The sequence below is a fragment of the Intrasporangium mesophilum genome (genome assembly GCF_054783095.1).
In genome coordinates this window covers 1-22137 of sequence record NZ_BAAGRF010000024.1, presented here as the reverse complement: position 1 = coordinate 22137, position 22137 = coordinate 1, and the positions used below count along the sequence as shown (strand labels likewise).

Genomic DNA, 22137 nt, shown 5'->3' with positions numbered 1-22137 from the left:
GTCAGCCTATGACCCGGGCGTGGCGGCGCTGCGGGTCAGGACGGCGAGCGGCAGGGTGCGCGTGCCGCCCTTGCGCTCGATCTTGGACTGGTAGTCGGCGAAGTGCGGTGAGAGCTCGAGCAGCCGTGCCCACAGCCGGTCGTGCTCGGCGCCGGTCGCGACGTGGACCTCGACGCCGAACTCCTCGTCGCCCTTCTCGACGTGCGCACGGTCGGCCCGGCGCAGGTTGCGGAACCACTGAGGCTCGTCCACCATGCCGCCGGCACTTCCGCACACCACGAGGTCGTCGCCGTCGGTGAAGTACGCCACCGGCGTGGTGTACGGGGTCCCGGACGTGCGGCCGGCGACGGTGATGAGCAGGATCGGCAGGCCACGCGCCGAGCGGAACATGGGCGTGTCGAAACGGCGGTACAGAGCGCTCATCGTCTCGTTGCCCCAGCGACCTACGCGGCTCATGACAGACATCGGTGCCTCCTTGCGACTCGATACCTCATTGTCGACCACGCGGGTAGGGTCCGCGTCATGCGCGCTGCACGTGTCACGGCACTCGAAGGTCCCGGATCCGTCACTGTCGACGACGTCGACGAGCCGGACCTGCCGCCAGGGCACGTCCTGGTCGACGTCCACGAGGCGGGCGTCAGCTTTCCCGACGTCCTGCTGAGCAAGGGCCTGTACCAGATGCGCCCGGACCTGCCCTTCGTCCCGGGAGCCGAGTGCGCGGGGGTCGTGCGGGAGGCCGGAGCCGGAAGCACGTTCGCGCCGGGCGACCGGGTCGCGGCGTTCCCGGTCCTCGGGGCGTTCGCCGAGACCGTCGCCGTCCCCGAGGCGATGGTCTTCCCGCTCCCCGACGGTGTGTCGTTCGAGGTCGGTGCGGCGCTGCCGATGAACTACCTGACCGTCCACTTCGCCCTCACCCGGCGCGGGCGCCTCGAGCGGGGCGAAGTCGTCCTCGTCCACGGTGCGGCCGGCGGGATCGGCACCGCAGCAGTGCAGCTGGCACGGGCCATGGACGCTCGCGTGATCGCGGTCGTCTCGTCGGAGGACAAGGCAGAGGTGGCGCGTGAGGCAGGCGCCCACCATGTCCTCATGGCTCACGAGTTCCTCACTCGCGCAAAGGAGCTGACGGACGGAAGGGGCGTCGACATCGTCGTCGACCCGGTCGGTGGAGACCGCTTCACCGACAGTCTGCGCAGCCTCGCACCCGAGGGCCGTCTCCTGGTCATCGGCTTCACCGCCGGCCAGATCCCCGAGGTCAAGGTCAACCGGCTCCTGCTCAACAACATCTCGGTGGTCGGGGTCGGCTGGGGCGCCTTCTGGACCCCGAACCCCGCCTACCTGCAGGAGCAGTGGGAGGCGATCCTGCCGCTGCTCGAGGCGGGCCTGCTCGCACCCCCGATCGGCTCCCGCCACCGGCTCGCCGACGTCGCCGCGGCACTCGCCGAGATCGACGAGCGCCGCGCGCTGGGCAAGGTCACGCTCACGGTTCGCTGATGGCTGGGTGGGGTCCTGGCTCGGGCACCCGACGTAGGTTGGTCGGTATGCCGCTCCGCTCATCTCACACGCCCACCTCCTCCCAGCGGGTCCTGGTCACCGGCGCCGCCTCCGGCCTCGGGCTGGCCCTCGTCACCGCGCTGGCCGCGCGGGGTGACCGCGTCCTGGCTACGGACCTCGCACCTGAGCGCCCGGACACAGTCCCGGCGGGAGTCGACTACCTGTCGCTCGACGTGCGTAGCGACGGCGACTGGGCCACGGCGCTGGAGCACGTCCGCGCGACGTGGGGCGGGCTCGACCTGCTCGTCAACAACGCCGGCGTCGCAGCCGGCGGGCGGATCGATGTCGCGACGATGGACGAGTGGCACCGCATCGTCGACATCAACCTGCTCGGCGTCGTGCGCGGGTGTCGCACGTTCACGCCGCTGCTCAAGCAACAGGGCAGCGGACACATCGTCAACATCGCCTCGCTCGCCGGACTCGTCCACGCACCCGGGATGGCGGCCTACAACTCGGTGAAGGCGGGGGTCGTGGCGCTGAGCGAGACGCTGTCCCACGAGCTGGCGCCCTTCGGGATCGCGGTCTCCGTCGTCTGCCCGTCGTTCTTCCGCACCAACCTCGGCGCATCCTTCCAGGGCGCAGACACCGAGCTGGAGGACGCCGGCAAGAAGATGGTCAGCGGAGCGCGCCGCACAGCGGATGGTGTCGCTGCGGCGGTCGTACGCGGGATCGATGCACGCAAGGACGTCATCCTCACGGATATGGACGGCCAGATCGCCTGGCGGGCAAAGCGGTTCGTGCGGCCGGCATACACCGCGGTGATGCGTCGGGCGGCGCTCCGCGCACCTGGGGCGGGGGATCCTGGCGCTGCCGGCGCCGCCCAGCCCGGCGAGCGCGTCCGGTCCTAGCCGAGGTCCCGCCTGCGCACGTCGACCTCGTCGGGCGTGCCGGCGCCGAGCACGTCGCGGAGGGTCGCAGCGACCAGCTGGGCGGCCGACGTCGTGTCCTCAGGCGCGAAGGTCCGCTCGTAGTCGGGGTCGTCGCCGTCCTGCTCCCAGCCGAGCTCGACGAGCGCGGACTGCTGGGCCGCGGTCAGGTCGGTCAGCCCCTCGAACTCGGTGTCGGCGATGCACTCGAGGGCGAGCACGCCTTCGAGCGGCCGAGCCTGCACGAGCACATCGGCGACGGACGCTCCGACGGGTGCACTGTCAGCGCGCACCGTGAAGGTCAACCAGTCGCCGCCCGAGAGGGCCGCCAGGTCGCCGGAGATCCGCTGCACCCATGCGTTCCACGTCACCGACCAACCGTAACTGTCCTCCGCGCGCCCGGGGCGTCGGTGTGGCGCGCGTAACCGGCCGGCCTGCGCCATGGTGGTGGCTGGCGGCTGTCCCTGGCGATCGGCGGCACGATGCCGGACAACCATTTCGCCCTCGTCCGCGTATGAATGGCAGCCACCTTCCGAGACAGGGGACACCTCGATGGGCGACACAGAGCGCCAGGCCGACTTCTCGGCCTATGTTGAGGCGCGCCAGCGCCGGCTCGTCCGCTTCGCCTACCTGCTGACGGGCGACGCCCACGAGGCGGAGGATCTCGTGCAGGCGGCACTTCTCAAGGTCTACCGGCGATGGCACTCGGTGTACGGGTCACCCGATGCCTACGTGCGTCGCGCGATCGTCAACGAGCACCACAGCTCCTGGCGCCGTCCAAGCCGTCGCCGCGAGGTCGCCGACAGTGACCTCGTCTCCTTCACCAACCCGGCTGCTGCACCCGACCATCACGACGACCACGAGCTCCGTGCGCGCATCGCGGCGCTGCCGAAGCAGCAACGCGCGGTCATCGTCCTGCGCTACTACGAGGACCTGACGGAGGCCCAGACAGCAGACGTGCTCGGCTGTTCGGTCGGCACCGTCAAGAGCCATGCGAGCCGCGCCCTCGCCGCCCTTCGCGTCACGATGAAGGAGACCCTCGCATGACTCCGACCGAGCGCGACCTGCGCGCCTTCCTCGATGGCGAGTCGGAGCATGTCGACGTCGTCGGTAGCTTCGCTGCCGCTGTCGTCGCCACCAAGCGACGGAGCGACCGCCGCCGGGTGGTCGCGGGTGCCGTCACCGCGATCGTCGCGGTTGTCGTCGCCGTCCCCCTGCTGTGGTCGAAGCCTGCTGGCCGGCAGATCCACGTCCCGGCGACCACCCCGGTCACCGTGACTCCCACGCCGCGACCGTCGACCACGACGCCGCAGCCGGCGGTGACGACGACCGTCAGCATCAAGGATGCGGCCGCCGTCGGCGACCCGAGGCTGAGTGCGAGCGCGCCCTTCGTCGATCCCGGTGTGCCGTATGCCGTCCGGGGCACCTTCCACGACGGCGCCGCGGCGCCCGTCGACGGGCCACTCCGGGGCGGGTTCCCGACCTTCGAGCGGCTGGACCACGGCGGGTTCATCATGCAGGGCAAGTACGGCACGAACCAGGGCGACTTCATCGTGTTCACCGACCGGACCGGCACGGTGCTCAAGGCCGCGGCGGGCTTCGTCGTGTCGGCGGACCGGAGCCGGATCGCCTGGAGCGACGGATCGGCCATCAACGCGCCCGGGGAGGGCACCATCCACCTCGCCGACAGCCGTGGAAAGGAGCTCTCGATCATCAAGGTCGATGCGGCACCGACCGCGCTCGTGGGCCGCATGCTCTATGCGGTCAAGGTCGGCGGATACGACTATCTGGGAGAGTCGCTGCGCATCGACCTGGACACGGGTCGCCAGACCGTCATCAAGGGCAATGTCATGGACGTCGATGCCGACCGCGGCCTGGCTCTTGCCGTCGGCGGCCTGCACGGCGAACCGGGCGCGCCCGTCTGCTACTCCGTCCTCGACGTGCGGGGCGACCGGCCAGTCACCCGGCTGTCCTCGTGCGGCAATGTCGTGCCGGAGGCGTTCTCACCCGACGGCCGGTTCCTCATCGCCGGGTCCGGCGCGCAGGTGGTCGACGTCAACACCGGTCAAGTCGTGCTCGACGCCATCGGCACGTCGAGGCTCAACCCCGTGGCCGGCCGCATGACGGACGACGGGTCCGCTCTGGTGGTGTCGGTCAGCTCCGCCGACTACAGCAGGAGCGGCCTCATCCGATGCACCCTCGACGGCGCGTGCGCACAGGTCGGCGGGCCGAGCATCGCCGAGCCTCCGGACAGCGACACCGACAGCCCGCGGGGCGCCTACGCCGTCTCAGGGAACTGAGCCGACGCCTTCAGACGCCGTCGACCCGCCTCTGCGCTGAGCGCATCAGAGCGCGCAGCTCGTCCGGGATCGGCGTGGGCCGGCGCGTCGCGGTGTCGATCTCGACGTGGACCCAGTGCCCGAAGGCCTTGATGGACGGGTCGGCGCCGGGCTCGCGGTCCGGGTCGACGAACAGGCCCAGCTCGTAGGTGACACTGCTCGTGCCGAGGCGGGCGACGCGCAGCCCGACGACCAGCGCGGTAGGGAAGGCGACCTCGCCGTAGAACGTGCACCCGGACTCGGCGACGACGCCCTGCGTCGCGTCGGTCGTGGGGCTCACCGGGACGTGGGCGCTCTGCCAGCCGTTGATCGCGGAGTCGAACAGCTCGTAGTAGACGGCGTTGTTGAGGTGGCCGTACATGTCGTTGTCGGACCAGCGGGTCGTGACGGGCTGGTGGACCGGGAAGTCCTCGAGCGTGAGGCTGCGCGGGTCCGACGACACGGGCGACGGTTCGGCCATCGGGCCATCCTGCCGCACGCCGTCTCCTGTGGACGGAGGTGTCGGGGATGTCACCTGCGCGACCTAGAGTCGGAGGGTGGCACTGAGCGTGGGTCGAGCGAAATGGGTCGGTGAGGTCACCGACCCTGATGTGACCCAGCAGGTCGGCACGCGCACGTTCGAGCGCGGGCGGGCCTATGCCGTCGAGGGGCGCGTCCGCACGATCGCGACGCGTGCCGACGGCCTCATGGTCCTCGGCACGGTGCAGGGCAGCCAGTCGGACACCTACCAGACGATCATCGAGGCTCGGCCGCACCCCAAGGGTCGCGCTCACCTGTGGAGTGGGCGCTGCTCCTGCCCGGTCGGCGAGGACTGCAAGCACGTCGTCGCGCTCCTGCTCACCGCACGCGACATCGCTCAGGGCCGGGCGCCTGCTCACCCGCCCGTGACCGGCGCCGATCTCGGAGACGACGACGGCCGCTCGACCCCGACCCGGCCGACCACGCCCACGCGCACCCACTGGGCCGACGTCCTCGGGCACGTTCGTCCCGCGCGTGCCGAGGGCGACCACGAGACACCGGCCGCGCGGCCCGCGCCACGCGGGGACCTCATGCCCGCAGGCCTTTTCGTCGACACGATCTACCGCGACCAGCGAGGCCGCAGGGGTGTGCCCGAGCCCAGCTACGGGCTGCGGCCGACCAGGTGGACGCGCGCAGGGACGTGGCACGGCACGCTGTCGTGGCACGACGCGCTGCCGCAGTGGCGCCCCGGCATCCGGTTCCTGCCCGAGCACGAGCGGGTCATGAGCCGCCTGCACGACGTCGCGCGACACGGCTCTGGCAGCACCACGTACTTCACACCGGTCCCCCCATTGGCCCTCGACTCGACGCCCGAGGTGTGGCCCCTGCTGCGGGAAGCCCGCCGCATCGGCATCGAGATCATGCCGGGCGAAGGCGTCGCCGGTCCCGTCGAGGTGTGGTCGGAGGCCACGACTCTCACGCTGTGGGTGCGTCGCTCCGATGACGGGTCGGGCGATCTCGACGTGTCCGCGACGGTCGACGGGATGCCCGACCTCCTCGGCGAGGTCGTCCCGCTCGGCGACCCCGTCCATGCGCTGGCCGTCGACGGAGACGACGGCACCCTCACCTTCGTCCCCCTCGACCAGGATCTCGGCCTGGGGCGCGAGGCTCTGGTCCAGGCGATGGCCGGGCTGCGCGTGCCCGCCGACGAGCGGGCCCGGTTCCTCGGGTCGGTCGTGCCGGGGCTGCGTCAACGGGTCGCGATCCGGTCCGACGTGCCGCTGCCCGCACCCGAGGCCGGCCGGGACGGCCCGGAGCCGGAGCAGGTCACCGTGCACGTCCACGTCGTCCACACCGTGCCCGGTGAGGTCCGCCTCGACCTGACCCATGCCTATGACGGCACCCCGCGGGTGTTCTCCACCGCCCGGTTCGGCACCGTCGGCGGTCGCGACCGCGAGGCCGAGGCCGCCGCCACGCAGGCCGCGACGTCCCTTCGCCTCGTGCCCGGAGCCCTGCGCGGGGACCGCGAGGACGCCGCCTACCTGGTCCCCAGGGTCGTGCTGGTCGGCCTCGAGGCAGCCACCTTCGTGGCCGACGTGCTCCCCGCACTCGAGGCCGACGACCGCGTCACGCTCGAGGTCGACCGCGACCTGCCGGCATACGAGGAGCTGACGTCCGCACCGGTCGTCCACCTCGGCGCGACCGACCCCGGCCCCCGGGAGGCCGACGAGCGTGAGGGCTCGTCACGTGACCGCGCGCGGCGCAACGACACCGGGGAGCCGAAGGACACCAGGAACACGGGCGACGCGGGCGACTGGTTCGACCTGCGGGTGTCGGTCGAGGTCGACGGTGAGGACGTCCCGTTCGAGCCGCTCTTCTCCGCGATCGCCCGGGGCGCCGAGGTCATGTTCCTCGACTCCGGATCGTGGTTCCGCCTCGACCGGCCCGAGCTGGTGCGGCTGCGGTCGCTGATCGAGGAAGCACGCGAGATCGCCGACCCCGAGTCCGACGGGCTGCGACTGAGCCCACACCATGCCGACCTGTGGGCCGAGCTCGTCGAGCTCGGGGTCGTCGACGAGCAGAGCGCCCGGTGGGCTGCCAGCGTCGCCGCGCTCGGATCCCCCGATACCACGGCGGCCGCGCAGGTCCCGGCCGGCCTGCGGGCGACGCTGCGGCCCTACCAGCTCGATGGGTTCCGCTGGCTGGCGCGCCTGTGGGATGCCCGGATCGGCGGCATCCTCGCGGACGACATGGGCCTGGGCAAGACGCTCCAGGTGATCGCGGCGCTGGCGCGGGCCCACGAGCGGGGCGAGCTCGGGGCTGACGGCCCGGACGCCCGCGGGCCGGTCCTGGTCGTCGCGCCGACCAGTGTCGTCGGCACCTGGATGGGTGAGCTCGAGTCCTTCGCCCCACACCTCGCGGCGGTCGCCGTCACGGCCACCGAGCGCAAGCGCGGCACGACACTCACCGACGCGGTCGCGGGTGCGCAGGTCGTCATCACGTCGTATGCCGTCCTGCGCCTGGACGACACCGCCTTCCACGGCGTCGACTGGGGTGGTGTCGTCCTGGACGAGGCTCAGTTCGTCAAGAACCGCCAAGCCAAGACCCATGTCGCGGTGCGCCGTCTCGGTGCGCCTTTCACGCTCGCGGTGACCGGCACGCCGCTGGAGAACTCCCTGATGGACCTCTGGTCCCTGCTGTCGCTCACGGCGCCCGGGCTCTACCCGCGGCCCGACGTCTTCACGAAGAGCTACCGGCGGCCGATCGAGTCGGGAGAGCGCCCCGAGCTGCTCGACCACCTCCGGCGGCGCATCCGGCCGCTCATGCTGCGGCGCACCAAGGAGCAGGTGGCGATCGACCTGCCGCCCAAGCAGATTCAGGTGCTGCCGCTCGACCCCCACCCGACCCATCGGCACATCTACGACCAGCACCTCCAGCGCGAGCGGCAGCGCGTGCTCGGCCTGCTCGATGACCCCGATGCCAACCGGGTCGCCATCCTCGCGGCGCTGACCCGGCTGCGCCAGCTCGCGCTCGATCCCTCGCTCGTCGACGACGCGCACGCGGGCTCGGCCACACCCGCCAAGATCGACTACCTCATCGACCAGCTGCGCGAGCTCGCTGCCGAGGGTCACCGCGCCCTCGTCTTCAGCCAGTTCACCGGCTTCCTGCGCCACGTCGAGACCGCGCTGGATCGCGCCGGCATCGAGACGGCATACCTCGACGGCAGCACCACCGACCGGCAGTCGGTGATCCGAGGCTTCCGCGAGGGCGACGCGACGGCCTTCCTGATCAGCCTCAAGGCAGGCGGTTTCGGTCTCACGCTCACCGAGGCCGACTACGTCTTCGTCCTCGACCCCTGGTGGAACCCTGCCGCCGAGGCGCAGGCGATCGACCGCGCGCATCGCATCGGGCAGCGCCGGCCCGTCACCGTCTACCGCCTCGTCTCGGCGGGCACGATCGAGGAGAAGGTCGTCGCGCTGCAGGAGCGCAAGCGCGACCTGTTCCAACGCGTCGTCGACGACGGCGGGGCACTTTCTGGTGCGATCACGGCCGACGAGATCCGCGACCTGCTGTCGTTACCCTCCTGAGCAGGGCGTTTCTGCGCTCACCGCGCCCCCGGATCACCCGAAAAGTGTCATCTGAGCGTGACCTGGCGGGCCTACCGTGAAACGTGGCGCCGGGCCAGCGTGGGCGGGTGCCAGGCCAACTCACCATGCACCGCTTTGGGAGGCTTTGAATGACAAGCACTGTGCGGCAGACAAGCGGCACGACAGCAGGGGGTCTGCGCGGCGTCGCCGTGATCGGGCTGCTCCTGATCATCTTCGGTGCGATCCTCGGGGTCGCCGGCGTGGGCACCTGGATCGTCGTCACGAACCAGCTGTCCGCGGAAAACATCACGGTGTCCGAGGACGCTGACCACTTCGCGGGCCAGTCGGTCAACAGCCCCTGGACGGCATACGCCCAGGCTCAGGTGATCAACAAGCACGCGCTCGAGGCGAGCGGCGGCAAGACGTACGCCGAGATGGCGCAGGACGACCCGAAGCGCCAGACCGTGATGACCGCATCGTTCCTGCGGGCCTCGCTGTTCACGTCGGTCGTCTCCTACGGGGTCGCGCTCATGGCGGTGGCCCTCGGCGTGGGGTTCGTCCTCGTCGGGATCGCCTTGCGAAGGGTCGCCAGAGGCGCGGATACCGTTTGACCTCAAGTCCGCTCGAAGTCGGAGGATCGGGGATGTGGGTAAGGGACCCACATCCCCGGCTCCCGGACACCCTGTCGGGCCCTTTTGCCCCCGGCATAGAGTGGTCGGCAGCCGGATGGTCTGACGAAAGGAACGACAAGTGGCCTACACGCTCCCCGACCTCGACTACGACTACGCGGCGCTCGAGCCGCACATCAGTGCCCGCATCATGGAGCTGCATCACAGCAAGCACCACAAGGCGTACGTCGACGGTGCGAACGCCGCGGTCGCCAAGCTCGAGGAGCTTCGCGAGTCAGGTGACTACGGCGCAGTCAACGGCGTCGAGAAGAACCTCGCCTTCCACCTCGGCGGGCACACGAACCACTCCGTCTTCTGGAAGAACATGAGCCCGGACGGCGGTGGACAGCCCGAGGGTGAGGTCGCCGCCGCGATCGTCGAGTTCTTCGGGTCGTTCGACAAGTTCCAGGCGCACTTCAACGCCAACGCCAACGCGATCCAGGGCTCCGGGTGGTCCATCCTCGCGTGGGACACGCTCGGTCAGCGGCTCAACATCATGCAGCTGTTCGACCAGCAGGGGAACATCCCGGTCGGCCAGATCCCGGTGCTCCAGCTCGACATGTGGGAGCACGCGTTCTACCTGCAGTACGAGAACGTCAAGGCTGACTACGTCAAGGCCTGGTGGAACATCGTCAACTGGCAGGATGTCTCGGCTCGCCTCGACCGCGCCCGCGCGACGCAGGGCCTCATCGTCCCCGCCTGACGCGCACCTCACTCCCCACATCGAGTGAGCGCCTCGTCACTCCAGTCACTCCAGTCACGTGACGGATGGGACGGGGCGCTCACTCGACTGGTCTGGGGCGCAACCCCGTTCACGTCGAGTGAGCGCCCCGTCACTCTGGTCACTGCTCAGGTATGCCGTTCGCGGGCCTCTCGCAGCGCCTGCCGTTCGTTGCGGCGCGCCTCGCGCAGCTGCTTCTCGGCCTCGCGGGTGCGGCGCTGCGCCTCCTTGAGCTTGGAGTCCCGGCGGACCGGCTCCGGCTCGGGCTCGGGCCACGACGCAGCCGGCGCCGGCCGGGCACCGTCGCCCTCGCGGGCCGCTATGACGGCGCCGAGGCCGTCGAGCAACCGGTCCAGACCCCAGGCGAACGGGTCGTCGTCGGACCGGAACACCCCGGCTCGGGCCAGCGGCTCGAGGTCGGGGAACTGGTCTGCGGTGATGAGCGCCTCGAGAAGGCCCGCCTCCTCGGTCCAGCCCGCATCCGCATCGGCCGACGCCGACCTCGAGCTCGACCCGGATGCGGCGCCCTTGGTAGGACCACCCGCGAATCCCATTGCAGCCCGGGCGGCTTCGGCATAGGCCCGGGTGACGTTGGCTTTCCACCGGACGTGGCCGGCGAGCATCAGGGTCGCTGCGACCCGCTCGCTGGGCGTCAGCTTCGTCCTGGCGAGCGCGTGAAGGCCGGCATCCATCCACGCGAGGTTGTTCGGCGTGATCGTCACGCCGGTCACCGGGATGTCCAGGAGCCACGGATGGCTCTCGAAGACCTCGGACTCGGCGGCATACAGCCGGGTGAGCGCCTCGCGCCAGTCGTCGGTCTCGCGCACGTGCTCGGGCGGGACGCCGACCCCTTCCTCGAACATCAGCACGAGCAGGTCGTCCTTGGCCGAGACATAGCGATAGAGCGACATCGGGGTGAACCCGAGGGCCGACGCGACGCTGGACATCGAGACTGCGGCCAGGCCCTTCTCGTCGGCGATCTCGACCGCTGTCTCGACGATCCGCTCCACGCTCATCTCGCGCTTCGGCCCGCGCTGAGGGCTCGCCGCGACTCCCCACGCGAGGGCGATGCCGCGGGGCAGGTCGAGGTCAGGGGTGTCGTCGGCGGGCATGGTCTCCGGTCCGTCTCGGCTCGTCGTTGACGCCATCCTAGAACTGTGTATACCTTAAACGACGTATACGGCATAAACAGTAATGGGAGGGCGTCATGCGCCAGGCCGGCAACCAGACCATCACCCGCGCGGCGCGCGACGCCGCGCAGGAGACCAGCCACTCGGGCATCCGAGTCCGCGGGCTCGTGAAGACCTGGGGGGAGACCCGCGTGCTCGACGGCGTCGACCTCGACGTCGGCCGGGGCCAGGTCGTCGCTCTGCTCGGCCCGAACGGGGCCGGCAAGACGACGACCGTCAACATCCTCACCGGGCTCGTGCCGCCCGACAGCGGCACCGTCGAGGTCGCCGGCGTCGACGTCGTCGCTGACCCCGTGACGGTGCGCAGCCGGCAGGCCCTGACCGGCCAGTCGGCCGCGGTCGACGGCCTGCTGACGGGTGAGGAGAACCTCAGGATGATGGCCCGCCTCTGGGGCCTCACCGCAGCGCAGAGCAGGGAGCGTGCCGCACGCCTGCTCACCGAGTTCGACCTCCTCGACTCTGCTCGGCGCCAGGTGCGCACCTACTCGGGCGGCATGCGCCGGCGGCTCGACCTCGCGATCAGCCTCGTCCGCCGGCCCGAGGTGCTCTTCCTCGACGAGCCCACGACCGGGCTCGACACCCGGAGCCGCAGGGCGGTCTGGGACATCGTCGAGGGACTGGCGCGAGCCGGCACGACGGTCCTGCTGACGACGCAGTACCTCGAGGAGGCCGACCGCCTCGCCGACCGGGTCGTCGTGCTCGACGGGGGCAGGGTCGTCGCGGAAGGCACTCCGGACGAGCTCAAGGCCCGCGTCGGCGGCGAGGTGGTCGAGCTCGTCGCTGCGAGCGGCGAGGTGGTGACCAGCGCCCGCACCGATGGCACCCTGGAGGGCCTTCGCAGCGCTGTCGCCGAGCTTTCCGCGACCGGCCTCGTTGGCGAGGTCGAGCTCCGCCGGCCCAGCCTCGACGACGTCTTCCTCACGCTGACGGGCGGTGGTTCGCGATGACCACCTCGACCTACCAGCCGCAGCTCGCGACCCGCCCGGCCGTTATCGCGACCTTCGTCCGCCGCAGCGTGCTGCACTCGGTCCGCAACCTCGAGGCGCTGCTCATGGCGGTGCTGCTGCCCGTGATGCTCATGCTGCTGTTCACCTATGTGTTCGGTGGCGCGCTCTCGCCCGACGGCGGCTACGTCACCTATGTCGTGCCCGGCGTCATCGTGCTCTGTGCCGGCTTCGGCGCCGCGTCCACCGCGGTCGAGGTCGCCGACGACATGTCGACCGGGATCATCGACCGCTTCCGCACCATGCCGATCCCGGGTGCGGCGGTGCTGACCGGCCACGTCGTCGCCAGCCTGCTGCGCAACCTCGTCGCGACAGCCGTGGTCATTCTCGTCGCCATGGCCGTCGGGTTCCGTCCCGACGCCAACCTGGTCGAGTGGCTGGCCGCCGCCGGCATCGTGGCGCTCTACATCCTCGCGATCACCTACGTCTTCGCGGCGATCGGCCTCGCGGCCTCGAGCCCGGAGGCGGCGAGCGGCTACGGCTTCGTCCTGCTGTTCCTTCCGTACCTGTCGAGCGCGTTCGTCCCGGTCCACACGATGCCGACCTGGCTGCAGTGGGTCAGCGAGCACCAGCCCGTCACGCCGATCATCGAGACGATCCGGGGCCTCCTCACCGGCACGCCGATCGGCTCGAACGGCATCATCGCGCTCGCGTGGTGCGTGGGCATCCTTGCCGTCGCGGTCACGTGGTCGGCGTGGCTGTTCCATCGGAAGGCCGGGCGAGGCGGTCGATGACGCCGAGCAGCAGGGCCTCACGCAGCGCAGGTGGCAGCACATCGAGCAGCGCGTGGACCGGCGCCATCCGCTGTGGCAGCGCGATCCGGCCGTCCTCGCCGCCGAGTCCGGCCGCACCGAGCAGGGCGGTGAAGGTGGCGTCGTCGAGCGTCGCCGGGTCGAGCGCGGAGGCCATTGCGGCGAGCTCGGTCGAGACCACGACCGGCCCGGCGGTCCGGGCAGCCTCGGTCGCCGAGGCGAGGTCGGCCGCGATCTCGTGCGACGCAGCAGCAGTCGCCGCACTCATCGTGAAGTGCAGCGTGGCCGGCAGCAGGCTGAAGCGCATCTGCGGCTGGACGAACCAGCCACGCGCCAGCATCTCGTCGCTGATCGTGAAGACGTCGCAGGAGCCGTCCGTCGTCAGGGCGAGGAGCGTCGAGTCCGGTTGTGCCGCAAGGGAGATGCCGGGTATGCCGTCCACCTCAGCCGCGAGGTCGAGCGTGGCCCGGCGCGCGGTGCGAGCGAGCACGGCATAGCCGTCGTCCCCGATGTGGTTGACGACCGCCCAGGCGGCGGCCAGCGGGCCACCCGACTTCGTCGACTGCACGGTGGTGTTGAGCATGGTGTAGCCGGGCCAGCGTGCCGAGGCGAAGAGGTGGCCACGGCGCAGGTCCGCCGAGGCGTGCAGCAGGATGGACACACCCTTGGGCGTGTAGGCGTACTTGTGCAGGTCCAGCGAGACGCTCGTGACGCCTTCGGCCGCGAACGTCCACATCGGTTGGTCCGGCTCCACGGCTCGCAGGTGCGGCAGGACCCATCCGCCGATGCACGCATCCACGTGGCAGCGCACTCCGGCTGCCTTGGCCGCCGAGGCAATCGGCTCGACCGGGTCGATGACCCCGTGGGCGTAGGAGGGTGCCGACGCGACGACGATCACCGTCCGCTCGTCGATGGCGGCTGCCATCGCCTCGGGCACGGCTCGCTTCGTGATCGGGTCGACGTCGACGAGGACGGGCTCGACGCCGAGATAGTGGGCGGCCTTGTGGAACGCGGCGTGGGCGGTGGTCGGGATGACCATGCGGGGGTGCGCGACCTCGGGCCGTGAGTCGCGAGCGGCGAGGACGGCGAGCAGGATCGACTCGGTGCCGCCGGAGGTGACGACGCCGGCGAAGCCGTCGGGGGCGTCGACGAGCCGCCCCGCCACGCCGACGAGGTCGTTCTCCATCTGCAGGAGGGACGGGAACGCCGTGGGGTCGAGGCCGTTGGTCGACGCGAACGCGGCCAGCGCCTCGCGGCCGATCGCGTCGGCCGCGGCCAGTCCCGAGTCATAGACATAGGCGAGCGTCCGGCCGCCGTGGGTGGGCAGGTCGTGAGCCCGCATCGCCTCCAGCCGCGCGCGGATCTCGGTCTCATCCATCGGTGCCTCCAGGGTTCGTGGTGAACGCGTCCGATGCCCCAGCGCTGTCGTGCCCGGCATCACCACGGTCGGGCGACGGAAGGCGATACGCGCGAAGCGACAGGAGGGAGACGGCGACGAGGACTGCCGGCACGAGCGAGAAGCCGAGCGCGATCGCGGTCAGCGCCGAGTCGCTCTGCGCCACAGTCGAACCCGTGGAGGACACGTAGCCTCCGAGAGCAAGGGCCGCGGCATACACGGCCGGTCCGAGAGCGAGCCCGAGCGTCTCCCCGGCGGTCCAGATCCCGGTGTAGAGCCCCACCCTGGTGCGCGCCTCGCCCGTGCGGCTCGCGACGTCGGGGAGCATCGCCATCGGGAACATCTGCGCCCCGGCGTACCCGACGCCGACGACCGCGACGCACGCATAGACCGCGGCGGTCGGCATCGACCGCAGCAGCACGAGCACGAGGGCTCCACCACCGAGCAGCAGCGACGCGAGCAGGTAACTGCGCTTCTTGTCGCGGCGGGTGCCGTACCGCTGCCACAGCGGAGTCACGACGAGCGCCGGAGCCACGAAGCACACGAACAGCAGCGTTGCCGAGATCGTGGTGCCGATGATCCAGCGCGAGACGTAGTCGACACCGGCGAGCATCGCGCCGGTCGCGAGCGCCTGGAGGACGAAGGTGGTCAGGAGCAGGCGGAACGGCCGGTCGGAGCGGACGAGCCGCAGCTGGTCGCCGAACGTCGCCGCGGTGGACTCCCCGTGGGACATCCGGGCGCTGCGCGTGCCACGCCACGCCCCGAACGCCCCGAGCGCGATGAGAGCGGCCACGAAGAACCCGACGGCGCGGTAGCCCCACTCCGGGCCGAACGCGTCCCGGATGACCGGCGACGCGCCCCCGCTGACGAGGATCGCAAGCGCGAGGATCGACACGCGCCACGTCATGAGACGAGTGCGCTCGTCGTAGTCGTCGGTCAGCTCGGCCGGCATCGCGACGTAGGGCACCTGGAAGAAGCTGTATGCCGTCGCGCACGCGAGGTAGGCGACCGCGACCCAGCCGGCCGCGAGCCACATCGGCGACGACGGGCCGAGGAAGAGCAGGGCGAACGCGGCGGCGAGCAGCAGGCCGGCGCGGATCAGGAACGGGCGGCGCTTCCCGTCGGGGTGCGTGGACCGGTCTGAGATCCGTCCCGCGATGGGGTTGAGGATGACGTCCCAGGCCTTGGGCGCGAACACGATGACGCCGGCGGCTGCGGCGGCGACGCCGAGGTGGTCGGTGAGGTAGGGGAGCAGGAGCAGGCCGGGGACGGTGCCGAACGCGCCCGTCGCCACCGAGCCGAGGCCGTAGCCACGCCGGACCGCGGGGGCCAGCGGGGTGGGCGTCGTCGCCGAGGTCATGGACGCACCCTAAGCCAGCCCGCCCACCCGTCGAGGCGTCACTCGGATACCGGCCCGCCCCCGTCGAGTGGCCACATCGACACATTTTCTGGCCTGAGCCCGCGTGACCAAACGGCCACTCGACCTGAGCACCCAGTCGAGTGGCCCCTTTGTCACAGGCCCCCCGCGCCTGCGCCCAACGGGCCCTGTGTCAAAGCGGCCACTCGTCTTGAGGGGAGTGGTGGTCAGCTGTCACGGCCGGCCGGGCCGGACGCCGTCACTGCGAACGACACCGGCGGAGCGAAGCCCTCACGCGCGAAGGCCGCCTCGATCGCATCCGCCACCTGCGCGATGTCGTCGCCGGCGACGATCGCGATGCACGAGCCGCCGAACCCGCCGCCGGTCATCCGGGCGCCCAGCGCACCCTCGCGCCGGGCCGTCTCGGTCGCCACGTCGAGCTCGGGCGACGAGATCTCGTAGTCGTCCCGCATGGACACATGGGACGCGTCGAAGAGCCGGCCTACCTCGTGAAGATCGTTGGCGCGCAATGCTGCTGCAGTCTCTCGAACCCGCTCGATCTCCGTCACGACATGACGGACGCGGCGTCGCACGACCTCGTCGTCGAGTCTCGCGAGGGCGTCGTCCAGGTCCTCGGGCGACACCTCGCGCAGGCTCTTCACGCCGAGCCGGCGAGCGGCGGACTCGCACGCCTCGCGCCGGGCGGCATACTGCCCGTCGACGAGCGCGTGCTCGGCCCGCGTGTCGGTGACCAGGAGGGCATGGCCGCCGGCGGCAAGGTCGAACGGGACGTCCTCGGTCTCTCCCGACCGGCAGTCGAGCAGCAGGGCGGACCGCTGCGTGGCGAGCAGTGCCGCCGACTGGTCCATGCCGCCCGTCGGCGCGCCCGCGATGACGTTCTCGGCGTCGACGCACCGGGCGGCGAGGCGGACTCGCCCCTCCCGGCTGTCGGCGAGGCCGAGACCGTAGAGGTCGCTGACCGCGACCGCGGCGCCGCACTCGAGGGCGGCCGAGCTCGACAGCCCGGCGCCGACCGGCACCGTCGAGTCCACGAACACGTCGAGCCCGCCGACCGCGAAGCCGTCCTCGCGCAGCGCCCACAGCACGCCGGCGACGTATGCCGCCCACCCACCCGGCCGCTCCGGGCTGATCTGCTCGATCGCGACCTCGACGACCCCGTCCCGCTGGGCCGATGCCACCCGGAGGGTGCTGTCCGCGCGGCGGGACACGGCGGCATATGTCCTGTGCGGCAAGGCGATCGGTAGGCAGAGGCCCGCGTTGTAGTCGGTGTGCTCGCCGATCAGGTTGACGCGGCCCGGGGCCGACCACACCCCCTCGGGAGCCGCCCCGAAGGTGCGCTCGAAGCCAGCCCGCGCGGCTGCTGCGACGTCGGCTCCGCTGCGCTCCTGGGCCTCACCTGTCCCGCTCGTCCCGCTCGTCCCGCTCACCTCGCTCATGCCGCGACCTCCCGCAGTCGGGCCGCGGTCAGCTCGGGACCCACGTCGTTGACCCAGCCGCCGACGCCGGACTCGGAGCCGGCCAGGTACTTGAGCTTGCCGGGCCCCCGCAGCACCGACATGACCTGCAGGTGCAGCCGCGAGACCTCTCGGCCGACGCGGGCCGGAGCCTGCTGCCAGGCGGCGATGTAGGGCAGCGAGATCGGCGACCCGTCGGCCGCGACGTAGTAGCGGTCCAGCCGCTGCAGCAGGTCCTTGTAGACGACTGCGAGCTCGTCGCGCTCGTCGGGCTCCAGCGCGACCAGGTCGGGCACGTCGCGGTGCGGGACGAGGTGCACCTCCACCGGCCAGCGCGCCGCGAAAGGGACGTATGCCGTCCAGTGGGCTCCCTCGGCGACGATCCTTGCGCCGTCGGTGCGCTCGGCGGCGAGCAGGTCCGCGCCGAGCAGACGCCCGGTGCGCTCGTGGTGCCGCTCGGCCGCGGCCAGCAGCCGGCGGGTGCGCTCGGGGAGGTAGGGGTAGGCGTAGATCTGGCCGTGCGGGTGCGGCAGCGTCACGCCGATCTCGCGGCCGCGGTTCTCGAAGCAGAAGACCTGCTCGACCTCGGGTCGGGCGCCGAGCTCGCTCGTGCGCTGGGCCCAGGTGTCCACGACTGTGCGGATCCGCTCGACCGGGAGGTCCTTGAAGGATGACTCGTGGTCGCTCGTGAAGCACACGACCTCGCATCGGCCGACGGCTGGCAACACGTCGAAAAGCCCTGCGGGATCAGGCGTTTCGACGCCGGCCGCCTCGACGGCATACGACGGGAAGCGGTTCTCGAAGACGACGACCTCGTAGTCGCTCTCGGGGATCTCGGAGGGCACCGAGCCCCGCCCGGCCGGGCACAGCGGGCACTCGTCCTTCGGCGGCATGAAGGTGCGGTGCGAGCGGTGCGAGGCGACCGCCACCCAGTCGTCGACGAGTGCGTCGCGGCGCAGCTCGCCCGACCGCACGCGCTGCTCGGTGGGCCGCGGGTCGGCTGCGACACGCGCGGGCGCACCCGGCCCGTCGACGTAGATGATCTCCCGCCCGTCGGCAAGGGTGCGACGGGTGAGGCGGTGGTCGGTGACAGTGGCCATCAGGCCTCCACGATCTCGAGTGAGCCGACCGTGTCGGCGAGGGCGGACCGGGCTCCGGGCGGCAGGCCGGAGTCGGTGATGAGGACGTCGACGTCCGCGAGCTCGGCGAACGTCGAGAGGCCGACCGTTCCCCACTTCGAGGAGTCGGCGAGCACGCAGACGTCGCGGGCGGCGGCGACGAGTGCTCGGTTGGTCTCGGCCTCGACGAGGTTCGGCGTCGTCAGGCCCGCGCGAGCGTCCATGCCGTGCGCTCCGAGGAACAGCAGGTCGACGTGAAGGGTGCGCAGGGCGCCGACGGCGACCGGGCCGACGAGGGCGTCCGAGGGCGTCCGGACGCCGCCGGTGAGCACGACCGTCTGGCCGGGGGCGCCGGACTCGTGCAGGAGCTGGGCGACCGGGACGGAGTTGGTCACCACGGTCAGGTCGGGAGTGTCGCGCACCAGGCGCGCGAGCTCGAAGGTCGTGGTGCCCGCGGAGATGCCGATCGTGCTGCCGGGTGCGAGGTGTTTCCGGGCGGCCGCGGCGATGGCGCTCTTCTGCGCGAGCTGAAGGGTCGACTTGGCCGAGAACCCGGGCTCCTCGCCGGTGGGTGCGCTGGGGCTGGCGCCGATCGCGAGCGCTCCGCCGTGGACCCGCTCGAGCAGGCCGTCGGCGGAGAGCCGCTCGATGTCGCGGCGGATCGTCATGTCGGAGACCCCGAGGCGCTCGACGAGATCGGCGACGCGCACGGCCCCGGACTCCTCGACGAGAGTGAGGATGAGCGACCGTCGCTGGCTGCCGAGCATGTCACGACGATGACGGACCCGGGAGCATTTGTCAAACAACAACAGTCATCTTCGAACACAACTCCCCATCGACAACCCGAACCAGGCGTGGCACCATGTGTGCGAACCTGTTGGCTTCGACGAGGGATGACGTGTCCGACACCCGAGCCCCGATCTCCGTCCACATCGAGTCCGCCGGGACCGCGCTGGCTGTCGCGCCCCGCGCCGACGGTCTGCCTGAGGTGCTCCACTGGGGCGCTGCGCTCGCCGGCGGTAGTGCGGCATACGACTCGCTGGTCGAGACGACGGTCCCCGCCGTCCCACCGAGCAGCTTCGACGCGCCCTGGCAGCTCACCCTCCTGCCTGGCGAGGCCGACGGCTGGTCGGGCACCCCGGGATGGTCCGGCCACCGGGGCGGGGGAGCCGGTGCCGTGCGCTGGTCCGGCGTCACCTTCGAGTCCGACGGGGCCGTCCTGGTCACGCGGGCGAGCTCGGCCGCCGGGCTCGCGCTCGAGCTGCGGCACGCGCTCGACGCGCACGGCGTGCTCCGTGTCAACGCCACCGTCACGAACACGAGCGACGACCCGCTGCCGCTCGATGTCGCAGCCCTGCGCTCGATCCTGCCGCTGCCCACCCGCGCGGACGAGGTGCTCGACCTCACCGGTCGCTGGTGCCGCGAGCGCTCACCCCAGCGCAGCCGCCTCGACCATGGCACGCACCTGCGTGCGAGCCGTCGAGGGCGCACCGGGCACGACGCGACCCTCCTGCTCGTCACGGGGACGGCCGGCTTCGGCTGGCGCAGCGGCGAGGTCTGGGCCGTCCACACGGCCTGGAGCGGCAACCACGAGCACTTCGTCGAAGCGCTGCCTGAAGGAGCCGGGCGCCACCACGCCGTCCTCGGCGGGGCCGAGCTGCTCGCCCCCGGCGAGATCCGGCTTGCTCCTGGCGAGTCGTATGCCGCGCCGACGGTCGTCTTCGTCCACGCGACCGACGGACTCGACGGCCTCACGCGACGGCTGCACCGCAGCCTCCGGGGCCGCCCTCATCACCCGGGCCGGCCGCGCCCGGTCGTGCTCAACACGTGGGAGGCGGTCTACTTCGACACCGATCTCGACCACCTGCGAGCCTTGGCCGACGCGGCGGCCCGCATCGGCGTCGAGCGCTTCGTCCTCGACGACGGGTGGTTCGGTGGTCGTCGGCACGATCGGGCCGGGCTCGGCGACTGGGTCGTGTCCAGCGAGGTCTGGCCGGAGGGCCTCGCGCCGCTCGTCGACCACGTCCGGGGGCTCGGCCTCGAGTTCGGGATCTGGTTCGAGCCCGAGATGGTCAACGAGGACAGCGACCTCGTCCGCGACCACCCCGGCTGGGTGCTTCGGCCCCGGGCGGGCTCGCCTCGCGAGTGGCGGGTGCAGCAGGTGCTCGACCTCACGAACCCCGACGCCGCGGCATACCTGGCCGACCGGATCAGCGCGGTCGTCGACGAGTATCGCGTCGCCTTCATCAAGTGGGACCACAACCGCGACCTGCACGAGGCCGTGCACTCCATCGACGGCCTCGTCGACGCGCCCGCCGTCCACCGCCACACCCTTGCCTTCTACGCGCTCCTCGACGAGCTGCGAAGGCGCCACCCGGCGCTCGAGATCGAGTCGTGCGCGAGTGGCGGCGGCCGGGTCGACCTCGGCGTCCTCGACCGGACGGACCGCATCTGGACCAGCGACACCAACGACGCGCTCGAGCGCGCGACCATCCAGCGGTGGACGACGCTGCTCGTGCCGCCGGAGCTCATGGGCACGCATGTCGGCCGGGCAGTCGCGCACACCACTCACCGTCACGTCGACCTCGGGTTCCGGCTGCTGACGGCGCTGCAGGGTCACGCCGGGATCGAGTGGGACATCACCCAGTGCGACGACGGCGAGCTCGCGGCGCTCACCGCCTGGACCGCGCTCGTCCGGGAGCTGCGCCCGCTGCTCCACTCGGGCGACCTGGTGCGGGCCGACCTGCCCGACAGCACCCTCCAGCTCACGGGCACGGTCGCGGCCGACGGCGGGAGAGCGGCATACGTCGTGGCGAAGCTCGCGACCTCGCGCGACGCGCACCCCGGCGCCGTGCCGCTGCCAGGCCTGGACCCCATGCGGACGTATGCCGTCCGGCTGCGTCCCGAGGCCGGGCTCCCGGCCGTCGTGCAGGAGGTCGCGCCCGCGTGGTGGTCTCGGGCTCTCGAGCCGGGCGGGCTCACGGTCCCGGGGTCGGTGCTGACCGGGGTCGGGCTGCCGGTCCCCGTGCTCGGCCCCGCCCAGGGATACCTGCTCGACCTCCGCGCCGTCTGACCAGGCACCGCCCGACGCCCCCCTTCGTGGTCGAGTGATTCCCTATGGAGGATCGGGTTTCAAGGGGCTGGTTGTTTGACGCCTGTTGCGGGGATGGTCAGGATCGTGGGTGGGGAAGGTCGCCTCGTGTGCTGGCGCCGTGGGGTGTCTGGCCGTGCTNCGTTCGGCGAGGTGGCCGGCGACCACGCAGGTGGCCTTGAGGTGGTTGGCGCCGCGCTCGACCATCTGCTGGTGGTAGACCCGCGCCAGTTGCGGGTCCTGTTTGCGGGCCGTGTCGGCGGCCCGGACCAGTGTCGCTCGCAGCAGGTTGGGGCCGGCCTTGCTCATTGGCTCGCCCTTGCGGTCGGTCTGCCCGGTCTCGCTGGCCTTGGGCGCGAGCCCGGCGAAGGACTTGAAGTGGGCGCCGCTGGGGAACCTGCTCGGGTCGCCGATCGCGGCGGCCAGGACCGGGCCCCCGACCTCGGCCAGACCGGGCAGGGTGCGGGCCAGCTGGCCGATGTCGACCCACCGGTAGGCATCCTCCCGGGCGGCGGCGTGCACGGCCAGCTGCTCCTGGACCGCCCGCAGCAGCACGACCTCGG

Annotated in this window: 20 protein-coding genes; 10 read left to right on the top strand and 10 right to left on the bottom strand. The window is 71.5% G+C overall.

Annotated elements, in window-relative coordinates:
* Positions 1–6 precede the first annotated feature (6 nt).
* On the bottom strand, positions 7–465 hold the full coding sequence (locus ACYVLP_RS18110; RefSeq protein ID WP_460628730.1) for a nitroreductase family deazaflavin-dependent oxidoreductase: 459 nt from the start codon (positions 463–465) through the stop codon (positions 7–9).
* A gap of 57 nt (positions 466–522) precedes the next feature.
* Here ACYVLP_RS18110 and ACYVLP_RS18105 point away from each other — a divergent pair, with 57 nt between their 5' ends.
* Together ACYVLP_RS18105 and ACYVLP_RS18100 are read left to right on the top strand one after the other, a co-directional pair.
* Complete coding sequence (locus tag ACYVLP_RS18105) at positions 523–1491, top strand: NADPH:quinone oxidoreductase family protein (RefSeq protein WP_460628729.1); 969 nt, start codon at positions 523–525, stop codon at positions 1489–1491.
* 47 nt (positions 1492–1538) lie between these two features.
* Entirely contained in the window at positions 1539–2399 is an 861-nt protein-coding gene (locus ACYVLP_RS18100; protein ID WP_460628728.1) for an SDR family NAD(P)-dependent oxidoreductase, read from the top strand.
* Here ACYVLP_RS18100 and ACYVLP_RS18095 read toward each other — a convergent pair.
* The gene (locus ACYVLP_RS18095) at positions 2396–2788 is read right to left on the bottom strand and encodes a TY-Chap domain-containing protein (protein WP_452270264.1); all 393 of its coding nucleotides are present in this window, start codon (positions 2786–2788) and stop codon (positions 2396–2398) included. The two genes, ACYVLP_RS18100 and ACYVLP_RS18095, sit on opposite strands and share 4 nt — an antisense overlap.
* Positions 2789–2969: 181 nt before the next feature.
* On the opposite strand from ACYVLP_RS18095, the gene ACYVLP_RS18090 reads away from it, so the two are divergent.
* Positions 2970–3464, top strand: coding sequence for a SigE family RNA polymerase sigma factor (locus tag ACYVLP_RS18090; RefSeq protein WP_452270265.1), 495 nt, complete (start codon positions 2970–2972; stop codon positions 3462–3464).
* Complete coding sequence (locus ACYVLP_RS18085; protein ID WP_460628727.1) at positions 3461–4717, top strand: hypothetical protein; 1257 nt, start codon at positions 3461–3463, stop codon at positions 4715–4717. Before ACYVLP_RS18090 ends, ACYVLP_RS18085 begins: the two co-directional genes overlap by 4 nt.
* Positions 4718–4727: 10 nt before the next feature.
* Here the strand turns inward: ACYVLP_RS18085 and ACYVLP_RS18080 are convergent, their stop codons facing one another.
* Positions 4728–5216, bottom strand: coding sequence for an acyl-CoA thioesterase (locus tag ACYVLP_RS18080; RefSeq protein WP_460628726.1), 489 nt, complete (start codon positions 5214–5216; stop codon positions 4728–4730).
* 76 nt (positions 5217–5292) lie between these two features.
* Between ACYVLP_RS18080 and ACYVLP_RS18075 the strand changes: the two genes are divergently transcribed.
* The 3 genes from ACYVLP_RS18075 (at position 5293) to ACYVLP_RS18065 (ending at position 10173) form a co-directional block, all read left to right on the top strand.
* Entirely contained in the window at positions 5293–8802 is a 3510-nt protein-coding gene (locus tag ACYVLP_RS18075) for a DEAD/DEAH box helicase (protein ID WP_460628725.1), read from the top strand.
* Positions 8803–8951: 149 nt separating this feature from the next.
* The gene (locus ACYVLP_RS18070; protein ID WP_460628724.1) at positions 8952–9413 is read left to right on the top strand and encodes an aromatic ring-opening dioxygenase LigA; all 462 of its coding nucleotides are present in this window, start codon (positions 8952–8954) and stop codon (positions 9411–9413) included.
* Between the two features lie 139 nt (positions 9414–9552).
* Positions 9553–10173, top strand: a complete 621-nt coding sequence (locus ACYVLP_RS18065; RefSeq protein WP_460628723.1) for a superoxide dismutase — start codon at positions 9553–9555, stop codon at positions 10171–10173.
* A 146-nt stretch (positions 10174–10319) separates the two neighbouring features.
* Here the strand turns inward: ACYVLP_RS18065 and ACYVLP_RS18060 are convergent, their stop codons facing one another.
* Positions 10320–11339, bottom strand: coding sequence for a TetR/AcrR family transcriptional regulator (locus ACYVLP_RS18060; protein ID WP_460628722.1), 1020 nt, complete (start codon positions 11337–11339; stop codon positions 10320–10322).
* A 59-nt stretch (positions 11340–11398) separates the two neighbouring features.
* On the opposite strand from ACYVLP_RS18060, the gene ACYVLP_RS18055 reads away from it, so the two are divergent.
* Positions 11399–12328 (top strand): ATP-binding cassette domain-containing protein, encoded by a 930-nt coding sequence (locus ACYVLP_RS18055; protein WP_460628721.1) that lies wholly within the window; start codon positions 11399–11401, stop codon positions 12326–12328.
* Complete coding sequence (locus ACYVLP_RS18050) at positions 12325–13119, top strand: ABC transporter permease (RefSeq protein ID WP_460628720.1); 795 nt, start codon at positions 12325–12327, stop codon at positions 13117–13119. The genes ACYVLP_RS18055 and ACYVLP_RS18050 overlap by 4 nt, the downstream gene beginning before the upstream one ends.
* Here ACYVLP_RS18050 and ACYVLP_RS18045 read toward each other — a convergent pair.
* The 5 genes from ACYVLP_RS18045 to ACYVLP_RS18025 form a co-directional block, all read right to left on the bottom strand.
* Positions 13067–14515, bottom strand: coding sequence for a pyridoxal phosphate-dependent decarboxylase family protein (locus tag ACYVLP_RS18045; protein WP_460628719.1), 1449 nt, complete (start codon positions 14513–14515; stop codon positions 13067–13069). The genes ACYVLP_RS18050 and ACYVLP_RS18045 overlap by 53 nt on opposite strands.
* Positions 14508–15893, bottom strand: a complete 1386-nt coding sequence (locus tag ACYVLP_RS18040) for an MFS transporter (RefSeq protein ID WP_460628718.1) — start codon at positions 15891–15893, stop codon at positions 14508–14510. Before ACYVLP_RS18040 ends, ACYVLP_RS18045 begins: the two co-directional genes overlap by 8 nt.
* Positions 15894–16117: 224 nt before the next feature.
* Positions 16118–17347 carry a galactokinase gene (galK, locus tag ACYVLP_RS18035; protein ID WP_460628717.1) on the bottom strand — a complete coding sequence of 410 codons (1230 nt, stop codon included), beginning with the start codon at positions 17345–17347 and terminating at the stop codon, positions 16118–16120.
* Positions 17344–18465, bottom strand: coding sequence for a galactose-1-phosphate uridylyltransferase (galT, locus tag ACYVLP_RS18030; RefSeq protein WP_460628716.1), 1122 nt, complete (start codon positions 18463–18465; stop codon positions 17344–17346). The genes galK and galT overlap by 4 nt, the downstream gene beginning before the upstream one ends.
* Complete coding sequence (locus ACYVLP_RS18025) at positions 18465–19250, bottom strand: DeoR/GlpR family DNA-binding transcription regulator (RefSeq protein WP_460628715.1); 786 nt, start codon at positions 19248–19250, stop codon at positions 18465–18467. The genes galT and ACYVLP_RS18025 overlap by 1 nt, the downstream gene beginning before the upstream one ends.
* A 131-nt stretch (positions 19251–19381) precedes the next feature.
* Here ACYVLP_RS18025 and ACYVLP_RS18020 point away from each other — a divergent pair, with 131 nt between their 5' ends.
* Positions 19382–21556, top strand: coding sequence for an alpha-galactosidase (locus ACYVLP_RS18020; protein WP_460628714.1), 2175 nt, complete (start codon positions 19382–19384; stop codon positions 21554–21556).
* 42 nt (positions 21557–21598) lie between these two features.
* On the opposite strand, the gene ACYVLP_RS18015 is transcribed toward ACYVLP_RS18020, so the two are convergent.
* Positions 21599–22096: a transposase gene (locus ACYVLP_RS18015; protein ID WP_460628753.1), complete on the bottom strand. Its 498-nt coding sequence runs from the start codon at positions 22094–22096 to the stop codon at positions 21599–21601.
* Positions 22097–22137: the final 41 nt, after the last annotated feature.